The 14592-nt window shown below is 65.7% G+C and carries 12 protein-coding genes; 4 read left to right on the top strand and 8 right to left on the bottom strand.

From position 1 onward, the window contains the following. Window positions 1–115 precede the first annotated feature (115 nt). Both Q9R30_RS17450 and Q9R30_RS17445 read right to left on the bottom strand, forming a co-directional pair. Complete coding sequence (locus Q9R30_RS17450) at window positions 116–1186, bottom strand: Gfo/Idh/MocA family oxidoreductase (RefSeq protein ID WP_311218377.1); 1071 nt, start codon at window positions 1184–1186, stop codon at window positions 116–118. Further along, entirely contained in the window at window positions 1183–2037 is an 855-nt protein-coding gene (locus tag Q9R30_RS17445) for a hypothetical protein (protein ID WP_311218376.1), read from the bottom strand. The genes Q9R30_RS17450 and Q9R30_RS17445 overlap by 4 nt, the downstream gene beginning before the upstream one ends. Between Q9R30_RS17445 and Q9R30_RS17440 the strand changes: the two genes are divergently transcribed. Continuing rightward, on the top strand, window positions 2027–2206 hold the full coding sequence (locus Q9R30_RS17440) for a hypothetical protein (RefSeq protein ID WP_311218375.1): 180 nt from the start codon (window positions 2027–2029) through the stop codon (window positions 2204–2206). The genes Q9R30_RS17445 and Q9R30_RS17440 overlap by 11 nt on opposite strands. Window positions 2207–2675: 469 nt before the next feature. Here Q9R30_RS17440 and Q9R30_RS17435 read toward each other — a convergent pair whose 3' ends face one another. From Q9R30_RS17435 to Q9R30_RS17420, 4 genes are all read right to left on the bottom strand, one after another. Next, window positions 2676–3773, bottom strand: coding sequence for a substrate-binding domain-containing protein (locus Q9R30_RS17435; protein WP_311218374.1), 1098 nt, complete (start codon window positions 3771–3773; stop codon window positions 2676–2678). Window positions 3774–3822: 49 nt separating this feature from the next. Next, complete coding sequence (mmsB, locus tag Q9R30_RS17430; RefSeq protein WP_311218373.1) at window positions 3823–5106, bottom strand: multiple monosaccharide ABC transporter permease; 1284 nt, start codon at window positions 5104–5106, stop codon at window positions 3823–3825. 45 nt (window positions 5107–5151) lie between these two features. After that, on the bottom strand, window positions 5152–6708 hold the full coding sequence (gene mmsA, locus Q9R30_RS17425) for a multiple monosaccharide ABC transporter ATP-binding protein (RefSeq protein WP_311218372.1): 1557 nt from the start codon (window positions 6706–6708) through the stop codon (window positions 5152–5154). A 131-nt stretch (window positions 6709–6839) separates the two neighbouring features. Then, window positions 6840–8030 (bottom strand): ROK family transcriptional regulator, encoded by a 1191-nt coding sequence (locus Q9R30_RS17420; protein ID WP_104997160.1) that lies wholly within the window; start codon window positions 8028–8030, stop codon window positions 6840–6842. A 186-nt stretch (window positions 8031–8216) separates the two neighbouring features. On the opposite strand from Q9R30_RS17420, the gene Q9R30_RS17415 reads away from it, so the two are divergent. Further along, window positions 8217–9026: a carbon-nitrogen hydrolase family protein gene (locus Q9R30_RS17415; protein ID WP_311218371.1), complete on the top strand. Its 810-nt coding sequence runs from the start codon at window positions 8217–8219 to the stop codon at window positions 9024–9026. Between the two features lie 13 nt (window positions 9027–9039). On the opposite strand, the gene Q9R30_RS17410 is transcribed toward Q9R30_RS17415, so the two are convergent. Next, window positions 9040–10665: a PucR family transcriptional regulator gene (locus Q9R30_RS17410; RefSeq protein ID WP_311218370.1), complete on the bottom strand. Its 1626-nt coding sequence runs from the start codon at window positions 10663–10665 to the stop codon at window positions 9040–9042. A gap of 108 nt (window positions 10666–10773) precedes the next feature. Between Q9R30_RS17410 and Q9R30_RS17405 the strand changes: the two genes are divergently transcribed. Continuing rightward, entirely contained in the window at window positions 10774–12321 is a 1548-nt protein-coding gene (locus Q9R30_RS17405; RefSeq protein WP_311218369.1) for an amino acid permease, read from the top strand. Next, window positions 12318–14051 (top strand): NAD(P)/FAD-dependent oxidoreductase, encoded by a 1734-nt coding sequence (locus Q9R30_RS17400; RefSeq protein WP_199775339.1) that lies wholly within the window; start codon window positions 12318–12320, stop codon window positions 14049–14051. Before Q9R30_RS17405 ends, Q9R30_RS17400 begins: the two co-directional genes overlap by 4 nt. Here Q9R30_RS17400 and Q9R30_RS17395 read toward each other — a convergent pair. After that, window positions 14048–14566 carry a gamma carbonic anhydrase family protein gene (locus Q9R30_RS17395; protein WP_104997164.1) on the bottom strand — a complete coding sequence of 173 codons (519 nt, stop codon included), beginning with the start codon at window positions 14564–14566 and terminating at the stop codon, window positions 14048–14050. The genes Q9R30_RS17400 and Q9R30_RS17395 overlap by 4 nt on opposite strands. Window positions 14567–14592 lie beyond the last annotated feature (26 nt).

Raw genomic sequence — 14592 nt, 5'->3', positions numbered from 1 at the left:
GGCCTGCTAAAACAACTCGACAAAATCGGAAACTTCAAGTCGCAGGAATTACAGACGATCGCGGCCCGCTAACGGAGTTTAGGCGGCGATCATGCGGTTCCCGAGCATGTGCTGTTCAGTGCCGGTCGTTCGGATAGCTGACACCGAGTTGGGCGCGGACGCCGTCAAAGAGCCGCATGGTGTTCAACGTGTCCTCCAGGGGCATGACCGGGCTCTCAGTCAGGCCCTGCTGGATGCAGCGGGTTACTTCACGCAGTTCGTATGTGTACCCTCGGCCCACCACGTCAAAAGTTTCGGTTCGGCGTTCGTCCCATCCTGTGGACACCGTCAGTTCTCCGGGGTTGTTGATGGAGCCCACGCTCTGGAGGAAGCCAAGGCTGCCGGCAACGGTGGCGGTCCGGGGACCGTGCGCCAACAGGGAGGACGTAAGCTGCACCTGCGCTCCGTGGTTGTAGCCCAGGGTCAGGGCGTTCTGGGCGTCCACGCCGTCGTCGTTAATGAAGCCGGTGGCACTCACCGTCTGCGGAAAGCCAAGGGTGCCCAGGGCCCAGAGCAGTGGATAAACCGTGATGTCCAGCAGCGCTCCGCCTCCGTCCTGCCTGGCCCACAGCCTCGAGGTGGGGGAGTAGGGGGCCGGGAAGCCAAGGTCCGCTGTTACCCAGTGGACCTCGCCGAGCTCACCGGACGCTGCGATCTCGAAGGCCCGCTGCATGCTCGGCAGGAAGCGGCTCCAGACCGCCTCCATGAGGAAAAGCTTGCGGCTTCGGGCAAGGTCGATGAGTTCAGCCGCCTCGCGGGCGTTGATGGTGAAGGCCTTTTCGCACAGGACGTGCTTGCCGGCGTTGAGCGCCGCAAGCACCATCTCATAGTGCTGCGCGTGGGGCGTTGCCACGTAGACAACGTCCACTTCCTCATCTGCGAGCAGCCGCTGGTACCCGGGGACGCCGCCGACCTCGCCGTAGGCCTTCGTGAAGTCATATGCGACCGCAAAGGCCTCGGCTGTGTCCTGGGCCCTGGAGCTGACGGCATACAGTTCGGCGTCTGCGAGCAAAGCCAGGTCCTGGGACACGGAGCGGGCAATGCCGCCGGTGGCGATGATTCCCCAACGGACGGGAGTTCCGGTTGGGGAACGGGGATCCTGATCTGGCTGGTTGGACAGCCATGGCTTTGCGATCGGCGCACTCATGGTGCCCATCCTCTCATTGCAGTGCTGGACGGTTCGGCTATGACCTGCGGAAAGTGGAAGAGCGTTCGGATGTGGCTTGCGGAAAGCGCCGGGACCGCTTGGCAGTCGCGGGGAGGGGTCCCGACGGAACCTCCCCCTGCACTCAGCCGGTGGCCGGCACGGCACTTCCGGCTGCGCACCGGCTCCTCCGTCAGCTTTCCCTGCTGGAGCCGGAAGCGCCGGGCGGTCTTGTTCGCCAGGGCACGGTCGTGCGTGACCACCAGGATGGTGGTGCTGTGATGCCGGCTGAGCGAGCTGATGAGTTCGATGATGTGGTCACCGGTCTGCTCGTCCAGGTTGCCCGCAGGCTCGTCTTCCAGGATCAGCGTTGGCTGGTTGGCCAGAGTGCGGGCAATGGCCACCCTCGACGGGACGGATGCGCGCTGTGAGCAGCGCCGGGACGAGCGCGCCGATGATGGCAACGCCGAACACGGCGCCGATGCCGGCTGCGATGACCCCGGGGAGGCCTTGCAGTGACGAAGGCCACCAACTGCGACGCGCCGCCGAGCGGCCCCCGAAGGGAAAACCAGTTCAGCCGGGGAAGACGCCGCCCACAGGCATCCCGGCCCCGCCAGCCCCCCCGCCAGGCCTGCGCCGCGCCCGGTGGTGGCGCCCGCCGTCGTACTGGTGCTGTTGGTGCTGATCAGTGCTGAGGCGATGCCGCCGCTGGCGAAGGACGCCACGCCCGCCCCGGCAGCACGGCTGAGTCCTGCATGGACGAGGGCTTCCAGGACGAACTGCAGGCCGATGGTGCGGTTGGGTGCACTGGTGGGTGGAGGCAACGTCCCAAGGGAGTCGACGGTGACGATCATGCTTGGGCAGGTCGCCGGGGAGTCGTGCGATGGCCTGGGCAGTGGGGAGCGTGACATAGACGGCGTTGTTGCCGAACGTGGTGCCGGCGTCGAACAGGCCCGCGACGGTGTGGGTCTGGCCAGCGCCTACCCGGTGGTGTCCACTTCCGGCCCATGCCAGTTGCCGTGACGGGTAGCGACCGGACGGGCTGGGTGGTGCTACCAGTGGTTCCCGTGGTGCCGTTGGCGGCCTGATTGCGGCCACTGCCGGCCGCCGGGCCTGCCCCGGCACCTGAAGTGGCCTGAGCGGCAGCTTCGGTGGCATTGCGGAGGCGGAGGGATTGGGTCCCGACGACGGCACTGACGTTGGGGATGGCGGCTGCGGTAGCTGCCTGCTCGGCGGTCAGCGGCTCGCCGCCACGTTCGAAGCCCTGCCCGCCGGCGGGGTTGACGGTCAGGACCGTGCCGACAGAGGCATTGAGCTCCTGGACTTTGGCGCCGACATCCTGGCCCTGGCCACCAGCATGGCCAGGGCCAGGGCGATGCGGCCGTCAGCACCGCAACGACGGCGGCGGTGCCCAGAAGTTGGGTCCCCTTTTGTGGGCACGGAAAAGCCCGGCCTCCACAAGAGGGGCCGGGCTTTCCTGCAAAGAGGTTGCTTACTTGGTGATCGGTTCGAGTACCGGGTCGCCGACGTAGGCTGTCTTCACGTTGGCGGCGGTGACAATTACGGGCTCCAGCAGGTAAGCGGGAACGGTCTTGACGCCGTTCTTGTAGGAGTCCTTGTCGTTGATCTCAGGCGTCTTTCCTGCCTGGAGGTCCTTCACCATGGTGATGGCGTGCTCAACGAGCTTCCGGGTGTCCTTGTTGATCGTGGAGTACTGCTCGCCGGCCATGATCGACTTCACGGATTCAACCTCGGAGTCCTGTCCGGTCACCACCGGAAGCGGCTTGCCGGCACCCTTGACGGCGGTCAGGACTGCGCGGGCCAAGGTGTCATTCGGGGAGAGGACGCCATCCAGGGATGCGCTGCCGTAGCTGCCGGTAAGCAGCGTGTCGGCGCGGCGCTGGGCGTTTTCAGCCTTCCAGCCTTGGGTCACTGCCTGCTCGAAGCTGGTCTGCCCGGAGAGTACCTTGAGGGTGCCGTCGTCGATCTTCGGCTTCAGGACGCTCATGGCGCCGTCGAAGAAGACCTTCGCGTTGGCGTCGTCGGGGGAGCCGGCGAACAGTTCGATGTTGTACGGGCCGGAGGGCTTCTTCGCCTTGAGGCCTTCCAGCAGCGCCTGGCCCTGGAGCTCGCCGACCTTGAAGTTGTCATAGGCCACGTAGTAGTCCACGTTCTCGGTGTTCAGCAGCAGGCGGTCGTAGGCGATGATCGTAGCGCCGGCGTCTTTGGCCTGCTTCAGCTGGGTGCCCAGCTGCGAGCCGTCGATGGCGCCAACAATGATCACCTTGGCGCCCTTGGTGACCATGGCGCTGATCTGGTTCTGCTGTTCGGACACGCCGCCGTTGGCGAACTGGACGTCAGCCTTGAAGCCGGCACCGTTAAGGCCGTCGTTGAACAACTTCTCGGCGAGGACCCAGTTTTCACTGGTCTTCTGCGGGAGCGCGACGCCGATGGAGGAATTCTGTTCGAAGCCGCCGGCGCCTGCCGTGCCGCCGCCTGTCGGGGTTTCAGACCTTCCGCAGCCTGTCAGAGCCAGTGCTGCGATGGCAGCTATTGCTGCTGCCTTCCCTGCTTTACCAATCATTCGCATTGTTGGTTCTCTTTCTTTTAGTGGTGTAACGCTGTTCAGGCTTAACTACTCAGGCTTCCCTGGCGATCGTTTCCTTGGTGGAGGTGGTTTCGTCGGGCTGGAGAGGGGTGCTTGGGCCGCCGCCGGTGGGACGCCCGCTCCTCATCAGCAGGCCAATGATGGACTTCTTGCCCTGGCTCTTGTTGTAGACGTCGAAGGCGACGGCGATGAGGAGCACCAGGCCCTTGATGATCTGGGTGAGGTCCGCGCCGACGCCCAGCAGCTGGAGGCCGTTGTTCAGGACAGCCATGACCAAGCCACCAATGATGGAGCCGACGACGGTGCCCACGCCGCCCGTCACCGCGGCGCCGCCGATGAAAACGGCGGCGATCGCGTCAAGTTCCCAGCCCACGCCGTCGAACGGTCCGGAAGCGGTGGAGCGGCCCACGAAGATCATGCCGGCCAGTCCGGCGAGGATGGACATGTTCATCATGACCAGGAAGTTGACCTTCTTCGACTGGACACCTGAGAGCTCGGCAGCATGCCGGTTGCCACCCACGGCGTAGACATGGCGGCCCAGGATGGTGCGGGAGGAAATGAAGCCATACAGCAGTACCAGTACGGCCAAAATCAAGCCCGGGATGGGGAACGAGGTGCCGGGACGGCCCGTGGCGAACAGGTACGTTGCGTAGAGGATGGCGCCGCAGATCAGGACCAGCTTGAGGGACATGACCCACATTTCGGATACTTCGGCACCGAGTGCCTTGGCGCGGGCCCGGGACCGGAGTTCGCCCCACACAACGAATGCGACTGCGGCGATGCCCAGCAGCAGGGTGAGATTGTTGTAACCCAAGTTTGGCCCCACCTCGGGGAGGTAGCCGGAGCCGAGGTACTGGAAATCGGCGGGGACCGGGATGGTGTTGGACTTGCCCACAAACTGGTTGAATCCGCGGAACAGGAGCATGCCTGCCAGGGTCACGATGAAGGCCGGAATGCCCACGTAGGCGGTCCACCAGCCTTGCCATGCGCCGATCACAGCGCCCAGCACCAGGCCCAGCAATACGCCGGCGTACCAGGGAATGCCCCAGTCACGGATGGCCAGGGCTACGGTGACGCCGACAAACGCAGCCACGGAGCCCACTGAAAGATCGATGTGGCCTGCGATGATCACCAGGACCATGCCGATGGCCAGGATCAGGATGTAGGAGTTGCCGTTGAAGAGATTGATGACGTTGCCGGGGGTGAGGGTCCGGCCTTCGGTGGCGATCTGGAAGAAGACGATCAGTGCCACCAGGGCGAAGATCATGCCGAATTGACGGGTGTTTCCGCCAAACAGCTTTTTGAGGGCGTTCATGGTGTCAGTCCTTGTGTCCGGAAGGGTCTGGGATGATCCAGGGGATCAGGCGGCTTTACGGGCGGAGGTCATCAGTTTCATCAGGCTTTCCTGACTGGCCTCGTCTTTATTCAGGACACCAGTGATGGCGCCTTCGAAAATGGTGTAGATGCGGTCTGACAGGCCAAGGAGTTCCGGGAGTTCCGAGGAGATCACGATGACTCCCTTGCCCTGGTTGGCCAGTTGCTGGATGATGCCGTAGATCTCGTACTTGGCGCCAACGTCGATGCCGCGGGTGGGTTCGTCCAGGATCAGGAGGTCCGGGTCCGTGAACATCCACTTGGCGAGGACCACCTTCTGCTGGTTGCCGCCGGAAAGTTTCGCGACGCCTTCCTCCACCGACGGGGTCTTGGTGCGCAGCGACTTGCGGTACTGCTCCGCTACGGTGAATTCCTGGTTCGGGTCCACCACGAAATTGCGGCTGATCTTGCGAAGGTTGGCCGACACGGTGGTGGTCTTGATGTCGTCCAGCAGGTTCAGTCCCAGGGACTTGCGGTCTTCGGTGACGTAGCCCAGCCCGGCATCGATGGCCTGGCGGACGGACTTAAGGGTGATTTCCTTTCCGTCCTTGTAGATATGTCCCGAGACGAAGCGCCCGTAGGAGCGGCCGAACACGGAGCGGGCGAGTTCGGTGCGGCCCGCGCCCATCAGACCCGCGAACCCCACGATCTCGCCGCGGCGGACGAAGAAGCTTGAGTTCTTGCAGACCAGCCGGTCCTGCACATTGGGATGTGCAACGGTCCAGTTCTTGACCTCGAAGAACACCTCGCCGATCTTGGGCGTGTGGTCCGGGAAACGGGATTCGAGCGCGCGGCCCACCATGCCTTTGATGATGCGGTCCTCGTCCACGCCGTCGGCCTTCACGTTCAGCGTTTCGATGGACTTGCCGTCACGGATGATGGTGATCTCATCGGCGATCTGCTCGATCTCGTTGAGCTTGTGGGAAATGATGATACTGGTGATGCCCTTGGCTTTCAGGCCAAGCATCAGGTCCAGCAGGTGCTGGGAATCCGACTCGTTCAATGCGGCTGTGGGTTCGTCCAGGATGAGGATCTTCACGGACTTGTTCAGGGCCTTGGCGATTTCCACCAGCTGCTGCTTGCCTACGCCGATTTCCTTGATAGGCGTTTCCGGGTCCTCCCGCAGTCCCACGCGGGCCAGCAGGTCAAGGGAACGCAACCGCGCCTCTGCCCAGTCGATGACGCCGCGCTTGGTGGGCTCGTTGCCCAGGAAGATGTTCTCCATGATGGACAGCTCGGGAATCAGCGCCAGTTCCTGGTGGATGATCACGATGCCGGCGTGCTCGCTGGCCCGGATGTCCCGGAACTGCTGCACCTGGCCCTGGTAGACGATGTCCCCGTCGTAGCTGCCGTACGGGTAGACGCCGGAAAGGACCTTCATCAGGGTGGATTTGCCGGCGCCGTTTTCGCCGCAGATGGCGTGGATCTCCCCGGCCTTCACGCGGAGGCTCACATTGTCCAACGCTTTAACGCCGGGAAATTCCTTGGTGATGGACCGCATCTCAAGGATGATCGGTTCCGCTTGCGTGGTCTGGGACGTCATGAACCCTAACCCTCCAATGCAATGACTTCTTTGTCCGGCCGGCAAAGCGCAGGGCCGTCTGATCCAAAAGTAAACTGGATCACTGCTGTTGTCGTCAAGTCTTTAACGCAAACCGCGGATAACGAAACGGTCTATGTTTTGCGGATTCCTGCATGCTGGAACACCAGGGCGGCCGCCCCGAGCGCTTCGGCCCGATCTCCCAGGGAGGACATGGCAAGGGTTGTGGTCTCGCCGATGACAGGCACCGCATGCCTGATTAGGCCCCGTCTAATGGGTTCCAGGAGGATGTCGCCAAGCCCGGCCAGCGGGCCCCCCACCACAATCACTTCGGGGTTGATCAGGTTGGCCACGTTGCCCAGGGCGCGGCCTACGGCGAGGCCCGCATCGTCGATCACCCGGAGTGTGGCCGAGTCCCGGGCCAGGGCCTTGCGAACGATGTCCGCAGGTGTCAGCGGGCGGTCCTCACCACGGCTGAGGAGTTCGATCATGGTGGTGGTGGAGGCGATGGTTTCCAGGCATCCGCGATTGCCGCAGCGGCACACCAATCCCTGTTCGTGGATGGTGGCGTGGCCAATTTCGCCGGTGATCCCCACGTTCCCGTAGTAGGGCGCGCCGTTGAGGATAAGTCCGGCACCGATGCCCGATCCAATCTTGAGGAACAGCAGGTTGCTAACCCCCGAATGGTGCCCCCAGGTCACCTCGGACCAGGCACCAAGATTGGCATCATTGTCAACAAATACGGGGATATTCAGCGTTTCCTCGAGGTACTGGAGGATGTTGATGCCCACCCACTCCGGCAGGATGGCCCCCTGCGCCACCGTGCCCGTGCGCCGGTCGATGGGGCCGGGAATTCCGACGCCGGCGCCCACCACGGCCGTGCGTTCAACGCCGCTTTCCCGCAGGAGTTTCTCCAGCAGGGCCATTGCCGCCTGGACCCCTTCTTCGGCCTGGTGGCCAAGGGGAAGCATCACGGATTCCTCCGCGATCACGTGGTAACTGAGCGACGCCAGGACCACCCGGAGGTGCCGGCGCCCGAAGTCGATTCCGACGGCCACGGCCCCGTTGCTGTTTAGCCGGACGTTCAGTGCGCGGCGGCCCGAACTGGTGGTAGGTTCTGCTGACGCCAAACCGGAATCAAGCATGATCTTGACGATGTTCGAAACCGTCGCAGTGGAGAGGCCTGTCTGCCGGGCGAGTTCGGCCTGCGTGGCGGGGCCCACCATCAGGGTTTCAATGATCCGTTGCTGGTTCAGCTGCCGCAGGGCGGATTGGGAGCCGGGATTCTTGGGCTTGCTCCTCGTTGAGCGCGGGATTGCGGACATGCTAAGAAGATTGCCCTATCCGGACTCTTGTAGTCAAGAAGTTAACGCATTGGGTTGGTTTGATGCTCTCCGCAGGCGGGTAAGTCAATCTGCCCTCGGATGGGTGTTGAAGGGTGCAAACAGTCCTCGGGCCGCGGTTGCAGCCTCGGTACGCTGGACAGACGGCCCCACCCGGAGGCCCTGGATATGGAAGGTGGACCAGTGCTGCTGGCAGTTTTGCAGGCTAACTCCGCGGTCCTTGATGTTGAGGCCAACTGCCGCACCATCGCCGCCGCTGCCCGTGATGCGGCTGCCCGTGGCGCGGCGGTCCTGGTCACCCCTGAGCTTTTCGCCGTGGGCTATGCCCCCCGGCGGGTGCGCGCGGAACTCGAGCCTTCCCTCCTGCCGGCGCTCCAGGAACGGCTGGCAGGGATCGCACGCGACAACGGCATCGCACTGGTCTACAGTCTGCCCCGGGTCACTGGCCAGGGGGACTGGCAGATCAGCGCCACGCTTGTGGACGCAAGGGGAAACAGCCTTCTCAGCTATGGCAAGGTGCACCTGTTCGGTCCCGACGAGCGGGCGGCCTTCAGCCCCGCCGGCGAGAGGCCCGCCGTCGTGGACTTCAACGGGATTCCCACCTCAATGGTGATCTGCTATGACGTCGAATTTCCAGAGTCCGTGCGGGCCGCGGCCGTCGGCGGGGCGGAGCTGCTGCTGGTTCCCACCGCGCTGGCCCACGGCTTTGACGACGTCCCGCAGGTCCTGCTCCGCGCCCGGGCGCTCGAGAGCCAGCTGACCATCGCCTACGCCAACCACACAGGGGAGGAGGACGGCTGCAGGTTCCTGGGCGGCAGCGTTGTGGCCGGGCCCGACGGCGGTCTGCTGGCGGAGGCAGGCGGGGAGCCGCAGCTTCTCTACGCCGAGGTGGATCCTGGCGCCGCCGCCCGTGAGCGCCGGTCCGTGCCCTACCTGGATGAGCGCCGCCCGGACGCCTACCGGTCCTGGGGCCTCTGAACCGGGCCCACGGCTAGGCGCTGTCCCGCACTTGGCCATCCGGTGCAGCGTCCTCCGCGTACTGCAGCGCGATCCACAGCTCGGCCCTGGCTTGGGCCTGCCCCAGGTCCATGCCCAGCAGCTCTGCCACGGCATTGATCTGCCGGCGCACGCTGTTGCGGTGCAGCCCAACGTCCTTGGCGGTTGCGTCCCAGCTTCCGTGGGCTGCCAGCCAGGACCGAAGGAGCCGTAGGTGTGACGCCCGGCGTTCGGCGTCGAGCTCCAGGACGGGCGCGAGGAGCCGCGCGGCCAGCAGGGCGCCCGCATCACCGCCCAGCAGGCCGGTGACGGACCACGTCAGCTCCTCTTCCCTGAGGCTCCTTCCGCCCGCTGCCACGCGTGGGCGCAAGGCGGTGGCCCGCCGATACGCGGCAGCGAGGCCGGACAGCCCTGTGGGTTCACCCACCACCAGCCGCCAGCCCAGCTGTTCCACCTCGGACAGCAGGGGCTCGTCTACTTTGAGTCGCGTCACGGCGGTGAACCCGTAGTCGGTGAGTTCCACCATTTTGGTGTCGAACAGCCTGCGCCACTGGAGCAGCTCCCGCACCGGCCCGTCGGCGGCAGGGGCGGCAGCGGCCTGGGCCCGTACCCCCTGGACCACCCGGACCTGGCCTTGCCTGGTTCCCGAGACGCTTTGGGCGAGCAAGTCCTGCAGGCTGCCCAGCCCGCGGCTGTCGCCGTCGGACAGGCTCTCCGGGTGCAGGAGCAGGGCTGTTGCAAGCTGGCTGGGGGCCAGGGAACCGCTGGTCCGCTGCCGCACGAGCAGCTCCAGCAGGCCCACCACGGAGGACACCACATTGTTCTGCGCCGGGGTGAGCGGCCTGCTTGTGCCCAGCACCAGGCTGCCGAGCGTGGCGTCCCTGGTGCTCCGGAGCGGGTGGCCGAACACCAAGGTAGATCCTTCGGACGTTTCCAGTGTTTCCGTCTCCACGCGGGGGCCGCTGCCGCTGAGGAGCCGCTTGAGCAGCGGCTGCAGCTGGGAAAGCCCGACGGCGGCCCCCGCCCGGGCGCGCACCCTCCCGTCCGTGCCCACAAGGACGGCCCATACGGGAACGCGCTGGATCAGCGCCGCCAGCAGCTCGTGTTCCGGCCGGGCGGAAAGGACCGCCCTCATGAGGTGCCGGTTGGTCTCCGCCAACTGGCGGAACACCTGCGCGTTGCCGGATTCAAGGAGTTTTGAAAACTCGAGGCCCAGGGCGGCGAAGGGAACGGTGGCCGGGACCTCCACCAGGGTGAGACCATGCTGACGGCAAGCCGCCACCACGTGGTCCGGTACGGCGTCGTAATACGGCTCCAGGCCGAAGCCCAGGGCCGCAACCCCGGCAGCCACGAGCCGCCGGACGTACTCATCCGCCCTCTCGGGGCCGCCGCCGCCGCCGTCACGGAAGGGCAGGCCGGCCGTCAGGACGAATTCGCCGTCGAGGAGGTACGGCGTGGGGTCCTCCAGTTCGCTGGGTTCCACCCAGCGCAGCGGCGCCTGCCCGTTACCGGCGTCGTTCAGCACCACCACTTCGCGCGGCAGGGCTGCCAGGAAGTGGCCCAGCGTTACGGCGTCCAGCTGGTCCGGACGGTCTGTGGCGGATGGTGCATTGCGTCTCATGAGTGAAGACTATAGGTCACTTTGCACTCGTTGAGATGCTCCTCACAACCCTACGCTGGGGAAGGGGAAACCAGTTCAACCATTCACCGACACGAACGGACGTCAACGATGACTGTGCCTACACTCGCCGGCAGCGCGCCTGCCGGCGGTAGCGGAACAAGCGGCCGCCCGACGCTGGCCGCGCAACTGCTGCGCCGCAAACCCATCGCCCAGATGGTCAGCGAGGCTGCAACCAACAACGGCGGCCCCCGCCTGGTCCGCAGTTTCGGGGTGCTTCAGCTGACCATGATCTCCGTGGGAGCAACCCTTGGCACCGGCATCCTGGTGATCCTGGGCGAATCCGTTCCGCTGGCCGGGCCCGCCATCTGGATTTCCTTCGCGATCGCCGGCCTGGCCGCGCTGCTGTCCGCTGTTTCATACGCGGAGATGGCAGGGATGGTGCCGGTGGCAGGATCCAGCTACTCCTACACCTACGCCACCATGGGCGAGGGGATGGCGTGGATCTGCGGCTGGTGCCTGGTGCTGGAATACGCGGTGTCCGTTGCCGCAGTCGCCGTGGGCGCAGGTCAGTATGTGAATGAAACGCTGGCGGTGTTCGGTTCCGTCCTCCCGGACGCGGTGTCACAGCCGCCGGGCGACGGCGGCATGGTCAACGTCCCGGCCATGGTCATCGTGGTGCTCGCAACCATCCTCCTGGTCCGCGGTGCGAAGGAGAGCGCCTGGATCAACACGTCCATCGTGGTGGTGAAGGTGGGCATCCTGCTGTTCTTCTGCGCCGTAGCCTTCACTGCGTTCAACGCCGGGAACTTCGAGCCGCTGCTGCCAATGGGCGCCGCCGGCGTCTCAGCCGCGGCATCCCGGGTGTTCTTCTCCTACATCGGGTTCGATGCCGCCTCCACCGCCGGCGAAGAAGCCCGCAACCCCAAGCGCGACCTGCCCCGCGCCATCATGCTCTCCATGCTGATCGTCACCACCATCTACGTCCTGGTTGCGGTTGCCGCCATCGGCGCCCGGCCGTGGGGCTGGTTCGACGGCACCGAGGCCGCCCTGGTGAAGATCCTTGAGGAAACCACAGGCCAGCCATGGATTGCCCTGGTCTTCGCGGTGGGCGCCGTCCTGGCCATCGCCAGCATCGTCCTCACCGTGCTGTACGGGCAGACCCGCATCCTGCTGTCGATGGCCCGCGACGGCCTCATCCCGGAAATCTTCGGCCGCGTTTCCCGCCGCACCGGCACCCCCGTTGCCGGCACGCTCCTGGTGGGCATCGCCGTCGCGCTCACTGCCGGGCTTGTGCCGCTCGGTGCGCTCGCGGACGCCACCAGCATCGGCACCCTGTTCGCCTTCGCACTGGTGAACGTCGCCGTCGTCTACCTCCGCCGTACGCGGCCGGAGCTGGAGCGGACCTTCCGCGTGCCGCTCTTCCCGCTCACACCCATCCTGGGGGCCGCGATGTGCGCCTACCTGATGGCCAACCTCGGCGCCGACACCTGGGTGGTCTTTGCCCTCTGGATGCTGGTGGGCGCTGCCGCCTACTTCGGCTACGGCCGGCGGAACTCGCGGCTGGCGGCCCTCAGCAACGAGGAATACCGTGGACTTGCCGGACCGCAACTTTCACCACAGCCCACACCCGAACCGTCAAAGGCAGAACTTCCATGACCATCGCCACCGAACTGCCGGCCTCAGACCCGTCCAGCACCACGGCCACCCGGGCCGCCGGCCCTACGGCGGACGGCGCCGCGGCCGGCCCCATCACCATGCTGAACCCGGACTTTCCGTTCAGCTACGACCATTACCTGGCCCACCCGGACGGCCTGGGGTCTGTTCCACCTGAACTGCTGGGGACCGAGGTGGCCGTCATCGGGGCGGGCCTGTCCGGCCTGGTCGCCGCCTACGAGCTCATGAAGCTGGGGCTCCGGCCGGTGGTCTATGAAGCGGACCAGATCGGCGGGCGGCTCCGCACCGCCTCGTTCCCCGCGGCGCCCGGAGTGGTGGCGGACCTTGGCGGCATGCGGTTCCCGGAATCCGGCAAGGCGTTCTACCACTACGTGGACCTGCTGGGGCTGGACACCCAGGAGTTCCCCAACCCGCTGTCCCCGGCAACGTCGAGCACCGTGATTGAGCTGGCCGGCAAGAAGCACTACGCGGAAAAGCCCGGCGACCTGCCGCCGTTCTTCAGGGAAGTGGCCGACGCCTGGAAGGCCGCGGTCAACGACGGCGCCAAGTTCGTCGAGATGCAGGAAGCAATCCGGGCCCGCGATACAGCCCGGATCAAGGAACTCTGGAACGGCCTGCTGCCGCTGATGGACGAACAGACCTTCTACGGCTTCATCGCGGCCAGCGAATCCTTCATGGCGGCCGGCTTCGCGCACCGGGAGGCCTTCGGCCAGGTGGGTTTCGGCACCGGCGGATGGGACACCGACTTCCCGAACTCCATCCTGGAGATCCTTCGCGTGGTCTACACCGACGCGGACGACCAGCACCGCCTCATCAGCGGGGGAGCGCAGAGGCTGCCCGAAGCACTGTGGCAGCACGCGCCGTCGGGCATGGTGCACTGGCCGGAAGGAACGTCCCTGGCCTCCCTGCACTCAGGTTCGCCGCGCGGGGCAGTCGGCCGGATCAGCCGCGACGCCGACGGCAACTTCCGGATCCGCGAACGGTGGGGCCGCGAAGCCACATACCCGGCGGTGGTGGCCACGTGCCAGTCCTGGCTGCTGTCCACGCGCATCCACACCGAGGAGGCGCTGTTCCCCGCCGAACTGTGGACAGCGATCGAGCGCTCGCACTACATGCAGTCCTCAAAGACGTTCGTCATGGTGGACCGGCCGTTCTGGAAGGACATCGACCCGGACACCGGCAACGAGGTTCTTTCGATGACGCTCACGGACCGGCTCAACCGCGCCACCTACCTGCTGGACAACGGCCCGGGCAAGCCCGCCGTCATCCTGCTTTCCTACACTTGGAACGACGACGCGCTGAAGTGGCTGGCGCTGGACGCTGATGAACGCGTGGAACTGATGCTGCACTCGCTGGAGCAGATCTACCCGGGCGTGGACATTGCCGGCCACATTGTGGGCCAGCCCATCACGGTGTCCTGGGAAGCGGACCCCAACTTCATGGGCGCCTTCAAGGCAAACCTGCCTGGCCATTACCGGTACCAGCAGCGGCTGTTCACCCACTTCAAGCAGGACGCGCTGCCGGCCTCCCAGCGCGGGATCTTCCTGGCCGGCGACGACGTTTCCTTCACCGCCGGCTGGGCGGAAGGCGCCGTGACCACCGGCCTTAACGCCGTGTGGGGCGTGGTGAACCACCTGGGCGGCTCGTCAGCGCCCGGCAACCCGGGGCCGGGCGAACTGCTGGACGCGATCGGCCCAATCAGCCTCGACTAGCCGTGTATCTGCCGGTGCGCCGCGGCTAACTCGACGTAGCGCGCCGCGTTGGCCCGGACGCCGTCGTACTCTTCGTCGGTGAGTTCCCGGCGCACCTTCCCCGGAACGCCCGCCACAAGCGAGCGGGGCGGGACCACGGTGCCTTCGAGCACCACGGCGCCGGCCGCTACCAGCGAGCCGGCGCCGATCACTGCGCCGTTAAGTACTGTTGCCCCCATGCCGATCAGGCAGTCGTCCTCCACCGTGCAGCCATGGACGACGGCGGCATGCCCCACGCTGACGCGTTCGCCCACCGTGCAGGGGAAGCCCGGGTCGGCGTGCAGCACCACGTTGTCCTGTAGGTTGCTGCCCTCGCCCACGGTGATGGCGGCAGTGTCAGCCCGCACGGACACACCGTAAAAGGCGCTGGAATCCCGGGCCAGGGTGGCGTTCCCGATGACCGACGCCGTGGGTGCGACAAAGGCGGATTCGTGGACAGCCGGGGTGTTTCCGGCGAAAGGGTAAAGAGGAGCCATGCGCCAAGCCTAGGACATCCCCGCCC

Source organism: Arthrobacter sp. AB6 (assembly GCF_031844545.1).
Lineage (GTDB): Bacteria > Actinomycetota > Actinomycetes > Actinomycetales > Micrococcaceae > Arthrobacter.
This window is presented reverse-complemented; position numbering and strand designations above follow the sequence as displayed.

Bases quoted from the DNA above. Each gene is read 5' to 3' on its own strand.
- Q9R30_RS17450 (WP_311218377.1), bottom strand. From the start codon at position 1,186: ATGAGTGCGCCGATCGCAAAGCCATGGCTGTCCAACCAGCCAGATCAG.
- Q9R30_RS17445 (WP_311218376.1), bottom strand. From the start codon at position 2,037: ATGATCGTCACCGTCGACTCCCTTGGGACGTTGCCTCCACCCACCAGT.
- Q9R30_RS17435 (WP_311218374.1), bottom strand. From the start codon at position 3,773: ATGCGAATGATTGGTAAAGCAGGGAAGGCAGCAGCAATAGCTGCCATC.
- mmsB (WP_311218373.1), bottom strand. From the start codon at position 5,106: ATGAACGCCCTCAAAAAGCTGTTTGGCGGAAACACCCGTCAATTCGGC.
- mmsA (WP_311218372.1), bottom strand. From the start codon at position 6,708: ATGACGTCCCAGACCACGCAAGCGGAACCGATCATCCTTGAGATGCGG.
- Q9R30_RS17420 (WP_104997160.1), bottom strand. From the start codon at position 8,030: ATGTCCGCAATCCCGCGCTCAACGAGGAGCAAGCCCAAGAATCCCGGC.
- Q9R30_RS17415 (WP_311218371.1), top strand. From the start codon at position 8,217: ATGGAAGGTGGACCAGTGCTGCTGGCAGTTTTGCAGGCTAACTCCGCG.
- Q9R30_RS17410 (WP_311218370.1), bottom strand. From the start codon at position 10,665: ATGAGACGCAATGCACCATCCGCCACAGACCGTCCGGACCAGCTGGAC.
- Q9R30_RS17405 (WP_311218369.1), top strand. From the start codon at position 10,774: ATGACTGTGCCTACACTCGCCGGCAGCGCGCCTGCCGGCGGTAGCGGA.
- Q9R30_RS17400 (WP_199775339.1), top strand. From the start codon at position 12,318: ATGACCATCGCCACCGAACTGCCGGCCTCAGACCCGTCCAGCACCACG.
- Q9R30_RS17395 (WP_104997164.1), bottom strand. From the start codon at position 14,566: ATGGCTCCTCTTTACCCTTTCGCCGGAAACACCCCGGCTGTCCACGAA.